The 13,700-nt window shown below is 61.4% G+C and carries 21 protein-coding genes; 3 read left to right on the top strand and 18 right to left on the bottom strand.

Translation table 11 applies throughout. From position 1 onward, the window contains the following. Positions 1-23 precede the first annotated feature (23 nt). Positions 24-623 carry a hypothetical protein gene (locus tag BPHY_RS43075; RefSeq protein ID WP_244304905.1) on the top strand — a complete coding sequence of 200 codons (600 nt, stop codon included), beginning with the start codon at positions 24-26 and terminating at the stop codon, positions 621-623. Positions 624-1,040: 417 nt separating this feature from the next. Here BPHY_RS43075 and BPHY_RS09810 read toward each other — a convergent pair whose 3' ends face one another. The 4 genes from BPHY_RS09810 to BPHY_RS09795 are packed head-to-tail and all read right to left on the bottom strand — an operon-like array spanning position 1,041 to position 3,662. Then, positions 1,041-2,093 carry a tyrosine-type recombinase/integrase gene (locus tag BPHY_RS09810; protein WP_012401316.1) on the bottom strand — a complete coding sequence of 351 codons (1,053 nt, stop codon included), beginning with the start codon at positions 2,091-2,093 and terminating at the stop codon, positions 1,041-1,043. Then, a complete protein-coding gene (locus BPHY_RS09805) occupies positions 2,093-2,302 on the bottom strand; it encodes a DUF4224 domain-containing protein (RefSeq protein WP_041763929.1) in 210 nt (69 codons plus the stop codon). Before BPHY_RS09805 ends, BPHY_RS09810 begins: the two co-directional genes overlap by 1 nt. 8 nt (positions 2,303-2,310) lie before the next feature. After that, a complete protein-coding gene (locus BPHY_RS41685; protein WP_157686531.1) occupies positions 2,311-2,778 on the bottom strand; it encodes a hypothetical protein in 468 nt (155 codons plus the stop codon). Then, positions 2,775-3,662, bottom strand: a complete 888-nt coding sequence (locus tag BPHY_RS09795) for a phage Gp37/Gp68 family protein (RefSeq protein ID WP_012401313.1) — start codon at positions 3,660-3,662, stop codon at positions 2,775-2,777. Before BPHY_RS09795 ends, BPHY_RS41685 begins: the two co-directional genes overlap by 4 nt. A gap of 29 nt (positions 3,663-3,691) precedes the next feature. On the opposite strand from BPHY_RS09795, the gene BPHY_RS09790 reads away from it, so the two are divergent. Beyond that, positions 3,692-4,102 carry a hypothetical protein gene (locus BPHY_RS09790; protein WP_041763520.1) on the top strand — a complete coding sequence of 137 codons (411 nt, stop codon included), beginning with the start codon at positions 3,692-3,694 and terminating at the stop codon, positions 4,100-4,102. Here BPHY_RS09790 and BPHY_RS44195 read toward each other — a convergent pair. The 14 genes from BPHY_RS44195 to BPHY_RS38625 all read right to left on the bottom strand — a co-directional run bounded on the left by BPHY_RS44195 (position 4,059) and on the right by BPHY_RS38625 (position 13,303). Then, the gene (locus tag BPHY_RS44195) at positions 4,059-4,637 is read right to left on the bottom strand and encodes a Lar family restriction alleviation protein (protein ID WP_012401311.1); all 579 of its coding nucleotides are present in this window, start codon (positions 4,635-4,637) and stop codon (positions 4,059-4,061) included. The two genes, BPHY_RS09790 and BPHY_RS44195, sit on opposite strands and share 44 nt — an antisense overlap. An 11-nt stretch (positions 4,638-4,648) precedes the next feature. Then, a complete protein-coding gene (locus BPHY_RS41680; RefSeq protein ID WP_012401310.1) occupies positions 4,649-4,846 on the bottom strand; it encodes a hypothetical protein in 198 nt (65 codons plus the stop codon). Further along, a complete protein-coding gene (locus tag BPHY_RS09780; RefSeq protein ID WP_012401309.1) occupies positions 4,843-5,364 on the bottom strand; it encodes a class I SAM-dependent methyltransferase in 522 nt (173 codons plus the stop codon). Before BPHY_RS09780 ends, BPHY_RS41680 begins: the two co-directional genes overlap by 4 nt. Further along, a complete protein-coding gene (locus tag BPHY_RS39115; protein ID WP_012401308.1) occupies positions 5,361-5,870 on the bottom strand; it encodes an HNH endonuclease in 510 nt (169 codons plus the stop codon). The genes BPHY_RS09780 and BPHY_RS39115 overlap by 4 nt, the downstream gene beginning before the upstream one ends. 1 nt (position 5,871) lies before the next feature. After that, entirely contained in the window at positions 5,872-6,558 is a 687-nt protein-coding gene (locus BPHY_RS09770; protein ID WP_012401307.1) for a hypothetical protein, read from the bottom strand. Between the two features lie 30 nt (positions 6,559-6,588). Next, positions 6,589-8,196 (bottom strand): DNA cytosine methyltransferase, encoded by a 1,608-nt coding sequence (locus BPHY_RS09765; RefSeq protein ID WP_012401306.1) that lies wholly within the window; start codon positions 8,194-8,196, stop codon positions 6,589-6,591. Positions 8,197-8,204: 8 nt separating this feature from the next. Next, on the bottom strand, positions 8,205-9,176 hold the full coding sequence (locus BPHY_RS09760) for a hypothetical protein (RefSeq protein ID WP_244257602.1): 972 nt from the start codon (positions 9,174-9,176) through the stop codon (positions 8,205-8,207). An 8-nt stretch (positions 9,177-9,184) separates the two neighbouring features. Continuing rightward, on the bottom strand, positions 9,185-9,931 hold the full coding sequence (locus tag BPHY_RS09755; RefSeq protein ID WP_012401304.1) for a hypothetical protein: 747 nt from the start codon (positions 9,929-9,931) through the stop codon (positions 9,185-9,187). Between the two features lie 191 nt (positions 9,932-10,122). Next, positions 10,123-10,953: a YfdQ family protein gene (locus tag BPHY_RS09750; RefSeq protein WP_012401303.1), complete on the bottom strand. Its 831-nt coding sequence runs from the start codon at positions 10,951-10,953 to the stop codon at positions 10,123-10,125. A 44-nt stretch (positions 10,954-10,997) separates the two neighbouring features. Beyond that, complete coding sequence (locus BPHY_RS09745) at positions 10,998-11,333, bottom strand: hypothetical protein (protein WP_012401302.1); 336 nt, start codon at positions 11,331-11,333, stop codon at positions 10,998-11,000. Positions 11,334-11,364: 31 nt separating this feature from the next. After that, positions 11,365-11,514: a hypothetical protein gene (locus tag BPHY_RS41675; protein ID WP_157686530.1), complete on the bottom strand. Its 150-nt coding sequence runs from the start codon at positions 11,512-11,514 to the stop codon at positions 11,365-11,367. Between the two features lie 157 nt (positions 11,515-11,671). Beyond that, complete coding sequence (locus tag BPHY_RS09740) at positions 11,672-11,875, bottom strand: hypothetical protein (RefSeq protein WP_157686529.1); 204 nt, start codon at positions 11,873-11,875, stop codon at positions 11,672-11,674. A 17-nt stretch (positions 11,876-11,892) separates the two neighbouring features. After that, a complete protein-coding gene (locus tag BPHY_RS41670; RefSeq protein WP_157686528.1) occupies positions 11,893-12,069 on the bottom strand; it encodes a hypothetical protein in 177 nt (58 codons plus the stop codon). 238 nt (positions 12,070-12,307) lie between these two features. After that, the gene (locus BPHY_RS38625) at positions 12,308-13,303 is read right to left on the bottom strand and encodes a S24 family peptidase (protein ID WP_012401300.1); all 996 of its coding nucleotides are present in this window, start codon (positions 13,301-13,303) and stop codon (positions 12,308-12,310) included. Between BPHY_RS38625 and BPHY_RS38620 the strand changes: the two genes are divergently transcribed. Then, on the top strand, positions 13,302-13,676 hold the full coding sequence (locus BPHY_RS38620) for a hypothetical protein (protein ID WP_244257604.1): 375 nt from the start codon (positions 13,302-13,304) through the stop codon (positions 13,674-13,676). The genes BPHY_RS38625 and BPHY_RS38620 overlap by 2 nt on opposite strands. The last annotated feature ends 24 nt before the right edge of the window (positions 13,677-13,700 follow it).

Genomic DNA, 13,700 nt, shown 5'->3' with positions numbered 1-13,700 from the left:
CCGCTGATAGCCGGAAGGGGACCATGAATGACATGCATGCGCTCGCAGCGAGGCATGACGGCCAGTGCCTGTCTACGGAGTACGCCGGTCCGACAGGCAAGTTACGCTGGCGCTGTGCCGAAGGTCACGAATGGATCACGTCCCCCGCCAGGGTACGCAACGGCTTCTGGTGCGCAATCTGTGCGAAGCAGGGACGCCGCTCATCGAGGCTTGAGGACATGCACCTGTTGGCCGCGAGTCGCGGTGGCAAATGCCTGTCGGACACCTATGAAACGAGCGCGCGTCTGCTGCGCTGGGAATGCTGCCGTGGACACCGCTGGCTGGCCGCGCCCGCAAATATCAAGGGTGGAACATGGTGCCCGAAGTGCGCCCATGCGGAACGCTCGAACCATACCATTGGGGAAATGAACGAGATCGCTCGCGAGCGTGGCGGGCGCTGCCTCTCGGACGCCTACGTGAACGTCACGACGAAGCTCGAATGGGAGTGCGCACGGGGCCATGCCTGGTCAACGGCCCCGATGACAGTGCTGGCGGGTCACTGGTGCCCGGCGTGCAAATATTTGGATCAATGCGTATCGGACGAGGCCAGGCGCAAGTATCTGGCCGTTGCCGGGTGCCCTTGACCCGGCGCAGCAAAGACCGGGCATGTAACGTTAGCCGCGCCTCGTGCGCGGCTTTTCATTGGCGTATGTTCAATACTCGAAACGAGTCCATGTAGCTTTAGACAGTGCGCGGGGAAGATGCACGCGCAATCAAAGGCCGTTGCAATGTGCGAGGGGTGCTGACCGTAGTTGTTTTGTGGGTCGAAAAAACAAAATCCCCGCAAATCATTGAATTACGGGGCTTTGTCATTGAATCTGGCGGAGAGAGGGGGATTCGAACCCCCGATAGGCTATTAACCTATGCCGATAGCCGCCGCTTTAGACAAAGAAAACAATAGGTTGTGCGTTCAACAATGTGCCATAGGTGAACATCGTATGATTCGCTAAGCCATTGTTTCTATTGGCGTTGCTTTTCTCCTATGGCACGCGTTCAGGCCATCAGCGGAGCGGCTTCACGCGCTCCGGTTTGCGACGATAAATCCTCTCCGTCACCTTGCCGTCCGCATGCGCGAGCAGCGCTTGCGCGTGTTCGAGCGTCTCGGCATCGCTGGCGCATTTCGCCCGCATGTCGTGCTCGGTGAAGTGCTCTTTGACCTTCGTCTCGCCGAGGACGCGCTCCATGAAGTTGCGCCACATCGTGTCCCATCCGCCGGCGCGCCCGGTTTCCTCATTGAAGTAGCACTCGCCGCGGCGGTTGCAAAAGAGCCAAGGCGCGATCGTCACCGGCCGCGCGGACTTCGCCATTGCGACGGCGCCGCGCAACTCGTCGGTCCACTCGTAAATCAGCCGCTTGCCCGTCGTGTTCTCAGTCTTGCCGGGCGTCACGTGAATCCCGTCATCCTTCAGATCGGACATCGTCAGTCGCAGCAGGTCGCCACGGCGCAGGCCGGTGAGCAGCTTGATCCGGATGTACGCCTGAATCGCGAGCACGCTTCCGGACTTTCGGCGCGCTTCGAGCGACAGGCATTCGACGATCTCCCAGTCTTCGATGTAGCGGGTGCGCGGCTTCTGACCTTCGAGTCGGACTTCTCGTTTGAACGGATGTCGGTCGAGATAGCCCCACTCGACGGCCTTCGTGTACGCGTGCGAGAGAACTTCGATTTCGCGCTTCGCTGCGGTCTTCGCTGAGCGCTTATCGATGTATTGATAGACATGGCGCGGCTTGATCGACGTCAGCGGCACGGCGCCGAGCACGGCGCGCAGGCGCTTGATCGCAACGGCGTTGTGCGCCTGTGTCGTGATTTCCTTGTTCGGCACGACTTCAAGCGCGTACCGGTCGAGCAACTCGCCGATGGTCTTCGCATCGTCGAGCGTCGCCAGACGGTCAGCCCATGCCTTGTATGCTTCCGGCAGCGTCTTACCGAGCCGGAACTGCTTCTTCCCATCCCATGCAGATTCCAGCCCGTCCGGCACGCGGTAGTAGTAAGCCCCGTGAATCTGACGCCAGCGGGCCGGGAGGCCCTTGTTCTCTTTATTTCTGGCCTTCGGCATTACGCTGCGCTCCAATCCGGCATAACTTCGTGTTGCGCGCTGCTGTCGCCGGCCGCGCCGAGCTGCTGCTCGACGTGACGGCGCGAGACGACCAGGCGGCCATCGGCGCGTACCTTGTGCTCGATGCCCATCGCGCGCAGCGCTGCTTCCTGCGAAGCGCGCTGGCGGCGGCCGGTCAGTTCGACGAGCTCTTCTGCTGAAAGAAACATCGATCCGATCATTTGATGCTCCAGTTGCGGCGGGTGGTTTCGAGTAGTCGCTGTGCTGCTGCTTCCATGCAAATTCTTCTTTTATGCTCGGTGATGTGATTCTGGTCGCGTGCTGTAGTACTGTGTCTTCGTCCCTTAACGAAGGAGGTGTCATGGCGATGGAGCAGAGTTTTCAAATAACCGACGTCAGCGACGTTACGACCGGTGATTACATCAGTTTCGTGGTTCGCGACCGGGACGGTAACGTGCCTGCACGGATTACTGGCACCGCCCTCGGAGTGCTCGCCGGAAGTGAGCACTTTGCAAAGCGGCTGGACATATTCCAGACGCATGCCGAGAAGATTCGCGAGGCCGCGTACAAATCCCGGCGAGCCAATCCGACTCTCGCAATGGTTCTGCTCGGCGCAACTGACTTCGGCGGGTAGGCGTTGATCGGCCCGCGGATCGACGTGAGCGCGGGCTGTGATCGCGCTCATGCCGCATCTCGCGGAAATCCATCGCGCGTGCGGCCGTCGAGCAGGCGGCCTGCGGCTTTCTTGCCGACGTGTGCCAAGAGGGCTGCGGCGCGCTGGCCATCCTGTTCTGAATAGGGGGCGCCGTCGCTCCACATCAGGCGTCGACTATCGATACCCGGGTCGCAGTCATCAGCGTCGGCAGGCATCCACTCGCCCCATTGCTTGAACAGGAATTGAACTCCGGCCGCATCGCATTGATCGCGCAGCGATCGCGCCCAGTCGGGATGCATCGGTCGCGCGCCATGGCCGCTTTCACCGCCGCAGATGACCCAGTCTGGGAGCAGTTCGGATGGTATGTCTCCGAGGTCGCCGAGCATCGGTTCGACGCTCCAGAAGCGCACGCGCGCCTCCACAGTGAGAAGCTTTTCAGCGTCGCGCAGCATCTCTGACCGGTTGACGATGGTCGCGCCGAGCCACACGTTCCACGGCAGGCCCGTAATGCCGATCTCTGCCAACATCGCTGGGACGTTGCCGATGCGCTTGGTCAGAAGCAGCCAGTCGAGGTTCGGTGTCTGCTTGATTAACGCGAAGAGATCGGCGCGCCATGCCGGATCAACGGCGTTATCAAATACGTCCGCGAGCGATGCGCAGAACACGCGCTGGCGACGACCGTGCTGATAGAGGAAGTTCCCGTGCACCGCATTCCAGTGCAGCGGCTTACGCCAGTTCGCAGGCGACGTGCGGCGCCGCGGCGCGCCCGGTCCCCAGTTGATAGCGGTACCGCCCGCGAAGCGCGCATTGCGCGTCTCGGCGTAGCAGTGATCGCAGCCGGGCCCGACCTTCTGGCAGCCTTCCCACGGATTGAACGTGTGGTCTGTCCATTCGATTTTGCTGTTCTCGCTCATGCTACGATGCCTCGAAAAACGGGGGTTTTATGGGTGCAAGCTTTAAAGACGACCATGCGCTGGAAACATACAAATCGATGATCACGGTATCCATCGAGGCCTTTAAGCTCATGGCGCTCCTCAACGGCGGCGCCGCCGCGGGCATCATTGCTGCGTACGACAAAGTCAGTGCGGCAGTTGACCCCGGGTCTCTTAAGCTCTCGATATGTCTGTTTGTTCTCGGTCTTGTCTGCGTCGGCGGAGCGTTTGTTTGCTCGTACCTTACTCAAAACGTCCTTTTCAATGAGTTGATGGGGTTTAAGGAGCCGGATTCGCACATGCCCATTCTGAAATTCGGTATGGGATGCGTGGTCTTTAGCCTCGCTTTCTTCAGTGCCGGCGCCTTGGTGGCTGGCTTCAACATTCACGAGGTTCAGCCCTGTGCGCGGATGCCGCGATAGCGGCGTCGATGGCTTCGTCGAGATGCTGAGATACGGCGCCTTTCATGACATTGCCAAGCGGCGCAACAGCGGGAAACTCGAACCATTGCAGCCGGGGGGCAGCGCCAGTCGATACGCCACCGAAAGTCTGCTGGCCGCGCGTGAAGTGGCGCAGATACCGATACCGCTCTGCATCTTTCGCCATTGCAGACGCTTCTGCATCGACATTCGGAAATTGCCGAATCACCGCGGGGCGCTGTTCGTCGATCATGTCGTCAGCGGGCCAGACGCAACCCTCGGAATGCCCGCAGTTCTTGCCTCGCTTTCCATTGGAAGCGGGGCTTTTTTCTGCGCTGTCAGCGACAGGGGCGGCGCGCCGATTCCACGCGTCGATCGCGGAAGCCTCTTTCTCGGGAGAGAATGCCACGCAAAGCCCAGTCTTATTGCATGCGGAGTCGAGGCCGCATGAGATGCCGACGATTCCTTCGCCTCGATGTAGGAACGGCGTTGCACCGCAAAACGGGCACGGAAGCAGAGTCTTGTTGTTGTCAGTCATTTGCTGTTCCTTCAAAACGGGATGCGTTCGAGCACGAGATCGAGCACATAGGCGTCGTCGTACCAGAGCACGCCGTGCGGATCGAAATGTTTGCGCTGCCGGCGCATGTAGTAGCGGATTGCGCTTTTGATCCGGCGCGAGCCATAGCGCGACAGTCTGCCCAAGCGTCGTGCGGCCGCTCGGTTTGCGTTGTCTCGCCACTCGCTCACGCCGGACCTCCTTGAGCGCTGTCGCTGGCTGCGCGCTTCATGAACACGAGCCAGTGCGTCATTCCCTTGCGTCCGCTGACCTGGCCGAACAGTGGCTTCTCAGGCGTGAGCGCGAGCACCTCGCCGACCTTGATCTGCGTTTCATTCCACTTGAAGACCAGCACGCCGTGATCATCGAGAACGCGGAAGCACTCGGCGAAGCCGCGGCGCAGATCTTCACGCCAGTCCTGTGACAGCTTTCCGTACTTCGCCGCAAGCCAGCTTTTCGGGCCTGCGCGCACCAGGTGCGGCGGATCAAACGACACGAGCTTGAATGAGGCCTCGGGATACGGCAGTGCGCGGAAGTCCATCAGAAAATCCGGTTCGATGTTCAACGTGCGCGTACCGTCTTCGCGGCCGTGTGAGCGGTCCGTGACGGTGACGGTCTCGCGTCGCTGGTCGCCGAACACGACGGCAGGATTCGCGCGATCAAACCAGAACATGCGGCTGCCGCAGCAAGGATCGAGAATCAGCTTCACGCTCCCTCCTTGTCGCTGGCTGTGGCGCTAGAGGCGGCCAAGTCCTGCTCAGCCGTCTTCCATGTGATGCGCCGAATAATCTTGTACATCGCTGATTCGACAATGCCGAACGCACGCGCAAGGGAAGCGGTAGTCTCGCCAGCGGCATGCCGGCGACGCGCTTCAACTACCTTCGCCGGGTTAAGCTTCGCAGAGTGTTGGCGGATACCTCGCGACGAGTTCTGACGTCCCTTGCTAACACAGTCCTGAATGTTGTCGTTGTTCGTGCCGAGGAAGATGTGATCCGGGTTCACGCACGGCGGGTTATCGCAGGTATGGCAAGCAAACAGGCCATTCGGAATTTCGCCCTTGTGATGCGTGTAGAACGCCCGGTGCGCGCGCCAGTCCCTGTCGCGCCACCAGACTTGCCCATAGCCGTATGCGTCCTTCCGACCTTGGTAGATCCAGCAACCATTCTCGTCGACCGTGTAGTTCGTCAGCGGGTCGATCTCGTATCGCTTGCCCATGTCATTCCCCTTTCTTAGCGGCTGGAGGGGCGGTGAAATACAGCGCGCGAGTCTCGTAATGCTTCGGACGGTCGCTATCGAGCGTCGGCACCGTATTCGCCCACAGCGGGCCGTTCTTCGGATGGATCGGCACGTAAGCAACCGGCTCCCCTGCCGCCGCCTCTGCGGATAGTGCGGTGCGGTTCATTGCGTACCGCACGAGTTCGGTCGCCGCGTTGTGAGATTTGAAATCGACGTCCGTCCCGCGCAGTTTCAGCCAGTCGTTCCACACGGCTTGCGCCGAATCGAAATCGGCTGCGCTCGCTCCATCGACGGCTGGCGCGGAAGGGGCTGCGGGAATATCTCGCGCCGCGGGGAAATGGCATTTCTCCGCGAGTTTCAGCGCTTCGCCAATCTGAGCCGGTTTCAGCGGATCGTGCGCGCCCATGCCGAGCGCGAACCTGATCGGCTGGCCGACGGGCGACGATCCGCCCTGATGGTGGTAGAGCACCCATACGAGCGCCGCGCGGGCGCTGTCGGTGAATTCTGGAGACATCTCGAATTCGGCCAGCTCGCGCTTGAACTGTTCTCCGATTGCGTCCACCAGTTCCATCAGCGACAGGCACTGAGCGCTGTCTGCCTTTACGCCGTCTTCGATAGCGTTGCGCAGCGTCGCCAGCTTGTCATCGAGCATTGGATATTCGGTCATGGTTATCGTTGTCCTTGCGGTTAGATCAGATCAGGCGGCGACGCCGGCAAGTTGCTTTTCGTGCGCGAAGTTGGCGACGACAAGTGCAGTGGAAAGATCCGGGCAGACGCTATTGCCGATCATCCGTACTTGCGCAGTCTTAGAGAGCGGCTTGCCTTCGAACACGGGGTCGAGCACGTAGCTGTCGGGAAATCCTTGGGCGCGCGCCAATTCGCGCGGCGTGAGCATGCGCATGCCAATGTCGACGATTGCGTATTGCTCGCCGCGGATCGTTACGATGCCGAGCGCGTCGGGGCCGTGATACTTCTGCAGCAGCGTGCGCACTTCGCCGACGTGGCCGCCGCCCGCTGTAAGCGTGGGCATCGGCTCGCGCACGTCCTGGCCAAACTGGTTGTTGCGCAGCTTCAGCAAGTGCGACGTCACAACCGAGTGATGGTCGGTGGTCGTCACGGTGCCAGTTGGCACATCGACGCCCGTACCGACAACGCCGCCATAGTGTTTCGCGAGGAAGGCAGAAACGACCGCATGCTTGACGCCGCCCGCGACGGCCGTGCCGAGCGGCTTATCGAGGCCGGGAACGCGCGGCGATTGGCCTTCGCGCTCGCCGTAACCCGTCTGGATCAGCGTCGCCGACACGAGCGCCTGCTCGCCGCGATGCGCGCCGGTCACCGTCGCCAACGGTTGGTTGAGATCGCCGTTACGATCAGCGCCCTGGTGCGTCAGGTGCATGAGCGTCGGCGCAACGACGGCGAAGCGGTTTGCTGTCGTCGGCGTGCCGAGCGGGGCATCGACAGGCTGTCCACGGAAACGGTCGTCCGCCGTGTAATACGAAACGATGAACGGATCGGCGCTATTCACGACGAACTTCATGATGCCTTTCGCGATTCTGCGCAGCGTCGCGTCCTTCAGCGGCTTGGAGCGCTCGAAGATCGACGGGCAGGGCAGCGACCAGTCGATGCACTCTGCGGCAGTGCGCCACGGTTGAAGTTTCCCCGCGCGCACGGCTGCGCTCTTCGGGTCGCCGTGCGTGGGCGTCGGCCACACGATGGGCAGATGATCGCGGCGTGCGACAAGAAACAGGCGCTTGCGGATCGTCGGCGCGCCGAAGTCGCAGGCGCGCAGCTCGCGCCAGTCGACTACGTAACCCTGCGCACGAAGCGCATTTACGAACGAACGGAACGTGCGGCCCTTCTGCTTCGGGTCGGGGCGGCCGTCGGCGGCCAACGGGCCCCACGTCTGAAACTCTTCAACGTTTTCGAGCATAATCACGCGCGGCTTGACCGTCGCTGCCCAGCGTAGGCCGATCCACGCGAGTCCTCGGATCTTCTTCGATACCGGCGTGGAGCCCTTCGCTTTGCTGAAGTGCTTGCAGTCGGGCGACAGCCACACCAGCGCAGCGGGCTGATTACGCGTCACTGCAATCGGATCAACGCCGAAGACGCTCTCGCAGTAGTGCGCGGTGTGCGGATGGTTCGCCGTGTGCATAGCGATCGCCTCCGGGTCGTGGTTGATCGCGACGTCGACGGGACGGCCGAACGCGCGCTCGAGGCCGGTGCTCGCACCACCGCCGCCAGCGAAGTTGTCGATGATAAGTTCGCTCCCGAGGTCCAGCGGCAAGCTGATCAGATCGCGTTTCATGTTTTCGGTTATTGGTTGATTGCCGGTTGCGCCGGCCCGCTGATTTGCTTCCGTACTGCTGCCGCGTGCGCCTGTGACTTGCCGAGGAACTTCCTGATTTCCGCGACCGTGCCGCGCATCCGCCCAGCGGCAATCTCGGCGAGTACGCGCGCGGCGTCGTCGGGCGCTTCGATGACGGCTGCGACGGGTTGCGGCGGCGGTGGTAACGGGCCGTTGGCGTCCGGAACGTAGCCGCGATACTCGGTCACGACTGGTGACTTGATGTTCGTGACTGGCGTTACTGCCGCGCCAGTATTGGGTTTGAGCGATTCGACCGGGCGCAGCGCGAGCAGCCAGCAGAAGCACGCGACTGCTTCGAGTACTGCCGCGAAAGCGAGACCGGCGAGCAGATCGACGCGACCCGACGGGATGCCGAACGCGGTCACGGCGCCCGTCACAGGATCAGCGACGGCAGCGGCGCGCGCGGCGTCGGCGCGGTCCTGCGCGGATTCCTGACGCTTCGCCTGTGCTGCTTCGGCATCGATCGCATCCAGCCGAGCAGCAAGCGACGCGCGCTCGATGCGCAGGCTCGGGCACGGTTCGGCACAGCGGCGTTCGGTAGCTCGGGCCAGTCGCGATACGAGCGCAGCGCGGTCGGCGGCGATGACTGCCGGGTTACGGCCGGTCGTCGTGACTGCCGGGACTGCTGCCGCACGCACCTCGCCAGCATGCTTCTGAGCCAGGAGGAAAAAGACCGCGTGCCCGTAGCAGGTGGCCGCCATGCAGCCGATCCAGAGCAGGACGCCGACAAACCGGATACGCCGGCCATGCGAACGGATCAGGGCAGGGAGCAGGTGAGCGGCGACAAGCAGCACGACGCCGACGGCGATCCAGAGCACCCGCTCAGCCAGAAACCCGCCACGCTGCCAGCCTGCCATTACTGACAGACACGCAGCAGTCAGGGTCGCCGGGACTGCGAGTAATGCTGGTTGCGCTCTCATTGGCATGGTCACGCCCCGGTCCGCTTGAATTCGACGACCCAGACCCACGGGTTAGCATCCCAACCGAACCCGCGAGCGGCGTTGATGCTGTCCCACAGCGTCCGGAACGACTCGCGAGCGCTTAAGCAGGTCAGTTCGTCCTGATGCTTCGTCGACCGCAGGTAGTCTTTCCAGTACTCGCCTTCGTTGCGCAGGCTCTCGACACCTTCGGCGGCGGCGTCTGCCTCGCTGATGTCCCGCACGCGCTCGACGCGCACATTGGCGATTACGAGCTCGAGTCGGCATGCCCACCGCGGCATGTGGATCGACGGCACGACCTTGGCGCCGCTATAGGACCGAAGAGCGGTTTCCCGCGAGCATCCGGCGACGTTGTAACTGGCACCGGGCGCGCGTGTTTGCTCGACCCAGTAATCGCCGATTCGAAGCGTCGTCGGCTCATCATGACGAAAGATGTGAAAGTCGCTCGCAGCGAGCTTGATCTTGACGCCGCTTTCCCGAACCCAAAGCTGATCGCCAGGCTGCCCGTGCGGACACATCAAGCTGTCGCCGGTACGGGTGTGCCAGATGGCGCCTTGAAAAGGAATCGTCTCGCCGCTGGCGGTGCGTCCGCCGTCTGGACCGCCGATAGTCGTCGGCTCCCACGAACCCAGCGGATTGTTGTGCGGCAACTTCACGACGCGACGCGTTTGTCCCTTGCGGCCGTCGAGCAGAGCGCGCACCATCGGGCCGCTGAAGAGGATCGGACGTTCTTTCATGACTATTCCGCGTGTCCTAAACTAGATTTGCTCTGCTGCGAGACCCGACACGGACCGGGGATTCTCGTGGAGGTGCCCAATCGACTGCTTATCAGGACAGACCTTTGGCTGCGGCAGAGCCTTCGATTCAAAAAGAGAGGGCCGGGACCGCACCCTCAAAGCGCTGGCTCGGGGAGCCGCCGCACTCGCAGTTACTCGGGGGAACCCAGCAGGATCGTCGTTGCCGTCTGCTCTTCGATTTGCGACCAGATGGCGCGGAAAGCGGTTTCGAGCACCTTGTGCGGGCGCACGAGCTCGTACCAGATGGTCAGATTGCCGTCTTTGATGCGGTACTTGATGCGTGCCTCGACGGGCGACGGCTGGCCGTTCTCGAACACGGGGATTTCGAGCGTGATCTGCGACGGCATCGCGACCTTGTTGCCGGTGGCGTTCACGTCTTCCTTCCAGACGAAGTTCGTGCTGCCGTCCTGCAGGCGCGCGGCCGACACGAAGTTGCCCTCCTTGCTCGCCTCGAAGTTGAGCGCGACGCTGAGCATCGTCGAGCCATCCGGCGACACGATGTCGGGCAGGTTGTCTTCGATCAGCTCGGCGAACTGGAGTTGGTTGAGACCCTTGCGATCGGAGCCCGTCCAGACCTTCCACTCGCGCGAGGCCGGCACAGCGAACTCGACGCGATAGCCGCGCCAGTTAGCGCCGTCGCCCTGCGATACCGTGCTATATGCGCGGTGATCGTCGATCACGCCGAGGATCTTTGCCGGGTCGAGCGATGCGTAGATCAGACTTTCGGGACGCTTCTGGCGGTTGAAGTAGGACACGAAGCTGTTCGCGTCGCGGAGCTTCACGAGACCGCTTGCGCGCGCCGGATTGCCGAACACTTCGTCGACAATCTGCGCCTTATAGCCGTCCGGAACGATGACGAACGGCTTGCCATCTTGCAGGGGGCTTTTCTGTGCACCTGCGAGGGAGGTGCCAGCGGCCAGCACAGCGGCGACGTCGCGTTCGCCTTGGAAATCGTTGAGCATGTCTTATCCGTTTTGGTATTGGTGGTGGGAGGTTTGCCGCGCGATTAGCCGAGCGACACGCGGGGGCTGGGAGTGTCTGCCAGCGAGATGCCAGGCAGCTCTGTTTGACGCTCGCTGTGACGCGAGAGGTTGTTTTCGACGGTCGGGAAGAACACCTCGGCCGATTCTTTTTCCTTCGGCAGCGTGGCGACGACCTTGCCGGTCACTTCGAGCGCGTCTTGCACCTTCGCGAAGGGTTTCACCTCGACGGTGATCGTGATCTTCCCGGCCTTGCCGGTATCGCGAACCATCGCGACCAGCGTGTTCAGTTCGTTGGTCGCCTCTTCGACGACTGCCCCCCCGCGCAACTCCATGAGGGTCTGCGTAAATGCCTTCTTCATTGATTAACTCCGTGTGTGAAGGGACTGCGGTTTATTCGTAGTAGCGCGGGTAGGGCGCCGCGTCGCTTTCGTGCTCGACTGCGTTGTCGCTGCGTTTTCCCGCCATGCAGAACAGCACCGATGCAACGCCTAGAAAAGCGCCTACCACCAGTCCACTGAGGACTGCGAAACAGATAGCCATGATGAAGTCCATTTCGGTGAGCCTTTTCGGGATCAGGTGCAGCGAACCACGCTGCAGCGTTGGTATTCAGCGGCGGTGTGGTCGTTTGCGGAGCAGAGCATCAGATACACCACGACGACAACAGCGGCGCCAGCCCAGATTCGGATCTGTTCGCGCATCACCACACCTTCAGCAAACGGCAGACGCCTTCAGCGATGAAGGGCAGCGCGGCGAGGATCGCGAAGCAGAGAAGCGGGCGCTTCGTGGTGCGGCGGGCATACTGCGCCTGCTCGGCATCGCTGAGCGGGGGCATGCTGGCGAAGTACTCGACCTCATCGAACATGCGCGACGCTGCGGAGTGCAGGGGTTGAACGGCTTCCATCTCGATCACCTGTGCGATCAGCGAGGCGCAACGATTCGACCGGCAGAGAACGCCACCTGAATACGCGCCTTCGGGCAATGGGCCAGATCAGAGAGGGTGAGGACTACGGTCGAGCGACCGATGCGAGCTACGAAACGGCAATGGCCGTCGAGGCTTTTGAACTGCGCACGGTGCATCGCTTTGCTGACGTTCATCTCTCACTCCAGACGATCTGGTTGTGTGTGAGATGCGCTCTAAGTACAAAACACTGCGCGGCAATGTTCTGAGCTTAGGGCGCTCCGCACGTCCGCGCTGATCACTCAGCGCTTGAGATGTATTAAACACCATGTTTAACCGCATGTCAAACACTGTGTTTAATTTTTCTGCGTCTGGACGGTGATGAAACAAAAAAACCCGCCATAGCGGGTTTGGTCGTCTTGGTTGGCCTGTCGCCTAGCTCTGGGCTCTATATGCCGAGGGCTTCGCAATCCAGCCGACGTAATGCATGTGCTCGATATTGGCGCGCTCGACGGAAATCTTTCCGTGTGCCTCGTTCGTCGATAGCAGAAAAATCTTGCCTTGGGCCTCGTAGACGAATTCCTTCACCATGACGCGGCCGTCTTTTGCCTTTACAAGCACCTCGTCGCCCGGATTGATCGGCTGGTTGGGCTCGAGCACGACGTACTCGCCGTCCTTAATGCGAGGCCGCATCGAGTCGCCCTTGCAACGAACGGCGTATGCGTCCTTGTCGAGGCTGGCAGTGGCGACGTACCCCTCGCCATATTCGATCTCAGCCCAATATCCGTTATCGCCTAGTTGCGCCATGCCCTTCACCGGCACGAGGTGCCAATTCTTAAATGTCACCGGTCGCCACTCATCGTCGTATCGGACGGCGACGCCTGGTGTTCCCTTACCTTTGAGAATCCAAACCGAATTAACCCCGTATGTATTCTGTAGCGCGACGGCCTGAATGAGTGTCGGCTCGGGGCCTTGACCAGCTAGCCAAAGCGATGCGACGTCGGCACCGACGGCTGCGACGCTTGCCAGCGTTTCAGCTGTCAGATTTTGCGGCCCGAGCGAGGCCCGGATCCGCTGCGGCCCCGTCAATGTCGTGGGATCTAGATTATCGGGGGTCGCGATTTCCGAAGGCTCGGAGACGGGCGCCTTATAGATGCTATTCGGGTCTTTGATTTCGGTAGGTGTGTGCTTAACACCGGCCGACGCCATTTCCCCTTCGCCTGTCCGGATCCACGTGGGGTTCGCTCCGAGCTTCTCTTGCGCGGCCAGCATGCCTTCCTTCGATACGCCGCGCCGCATCCAGTTCGTCGCCACCTGCGGAGAGACACCGAGCACACGCGCGAGGTCGGAAGGGCCGCTTACGCCTTCCTGGCTCAACGAGGCGGCAGCTAAAAGCAGGCGAGCTGCGGTCGGATGGATGGACTCTGTCATGGCGCGGATTGTCGCCCAAGTAAACGTTTTGTTGTTACACGTGGTGTTTGCTTTTTGTTTAAACATGGTGTTTAATGAACGCACTATGAGCAAACACTCCGACATCGCTGCTGACCGGCAGCTCATCGACGAACTGGGCGGCCCGGCGAAGGTTGCCGAGTTGCTCGGTTATGACAAAACAGCGGGCGGAGTCCAGCGCGTTCAGAACTGGAAAAAACGCGGCATTCCTGCCGACGTGAAAATCGCTCACCCCGAACTGTTCCTGACGAAGCTCATGGAAACGAAGCGCATGGCCGCGTCGGATGACGTTCAGCCGCCCGTCGGCGGACTCAAAAAGCATAGCAAGTTGGCGCGAGCCAGTGCAGTGCAGTAGGTCGGTCATGGAATGAAGGCGTCA

The sequence above is a fragment of the Paraburkholderia phymatum STM815 genome, assembly GCF_000020045.1.
Classification (GTDB): Bacteria; Pseudomonadota; Gammaproteobacteria; order Burkholderiales; family Burkholderiaceae; genus Paraburkholderia; species Paraburkholderia phymatum.
The sequence above is the reverse complement of the archived record's forward strand: the minus strand, read 5'-3'. Positions and strand labels throughout refer to the sequence as shown.

Coding starts and splice junctions, on each gene's coding strand:
- BPHY_RS09770 (WP_012401307.1), bottom strand. CDS start 6,558: ATGACCGAATATCCAATGCTCGATGACAAGCTGGCGACGCTGCGCAAC.
- BPHY_RS39115 (WP_012401308.1), bottom strand. CDS start 5,870: ATGGGCAAGCGATACGAGATCGACCCGCTGACGAACTACACGGTCGAC.
- BPHY_RS43075 (WP_244304905.1), top strand. CDS start 24: ATGAATGACATGCATGCGCTCGCAGCGAGGCATGACGGCCAGTGCCTG.
- BPHY_RS09790 (WP_041763520.1), top strand. CDS start 3,692: ATGGGTGCAAGCTTTAAAGACGACCATGCGCTGGAAACATACAAATCG.
- BPHY_RS09755 (WP_012401304.1), bottom strand. CDS start 9,931: ATGAAAGAACGTCCGATCCTCTTCAGCGGCCCGATGGTGCGCGCTCTG.
- BPHY_RS09795 (WP_012401313.1), bottom strand. CDS start 3,662: ATGAGCGAGAACAGCAAAATCGAATGGACAGACCACACGTTCAATCCG.
- BPHY_RS41675 (WP_157686530.1), bottom strand. CDS start 11,514: ATGGCTATCTGTTTCGCAGTCCTCAGTGGACTGGTGGTAGGCGCTTTT.
- BPHY_RS09750 (WP_012401303.1), bottom strand. CDS start 10,953: ATGCTCAACGATTTCCAAGGCGAACGCGACGTCGCCGCTGTGCTGGCC.
- BPHY_RS09740 (WP_157686529.1), bottom strand. CDS start 11,875: ATGGAAGCCGTTCAACCCCTGCACTCCGCAGCGTCGCGCATGTTCGAT.
- BPHY_RS41685 (WP_157686531.1), bottom strand. CDS start 2,778: ATGAGCGCGATCACAGCCCGCGCTCACGTCGATCCGCGGGCCGATCAA.
- BPHY_RS09805 (WP_041763929.1), bottom strand. CDS start 2,302: ATGTTTCTTTCAGCAGAAGAGCTCGTCGAACTGACCGGCCGCCGCCAG.
- BPHY_RS09765 (WP_012401306.1), bottom strand. CDS start 8,196: ATGAAACGCGATCTGATCAGCTTGCCGCTGGACCTCGGGAGCGAACTT.
- BPHY_RS09745 (WP_012401302.1), bottom strand. CDS start 11,333: ATGAAGAAGGCATTTACGCAGACCCTCATGGAGTTGCGCGGGGGGGCA.
- BPHY_RS38625 (WP_012401300.1), bottom strand. CDS start 13,303: ATGACAGAGTCCATCCATCCGACCGCAGCTCGCCTGCTTTTAGCTGCC.
- BPHY_RS09810 (WP_012401316.1), bottom strand. CDS start 2,093: ATGCCGAAGGCCAGAAATAAAGAGAACAAGGGCCTCCCGGCCCGCTGG.
- BPHY_RS41670 (WP_157686528.1), bottom strand. CDS start 12,069: ATGAACGTCAGCAAAGCGATGCACCGTGCGCAGTTCAAAAGCCTCGAC.
- BPHY_RS09760 (WP_244257602.1), bottom strand. CDS start 9,176: ATGAGAGCGCAACCAGCATTACTCGCAGTCCCGGCGACCCTGACTGCT.
- BPHY_RS38620 (WP_244257604.1), top strand. CDS start 13,302: ATGGCGCGGATTGTCGCCCAAGTAAACGTTTTGTTGTTACACGTGGTG.
- BPHY_RS44195 (WP_012401311.1), bottom strand. CDS start 4,637: ATGACTGACAACAACAAGACTCTGCTTCCGTGCCCGTTTTGCGGTGCA.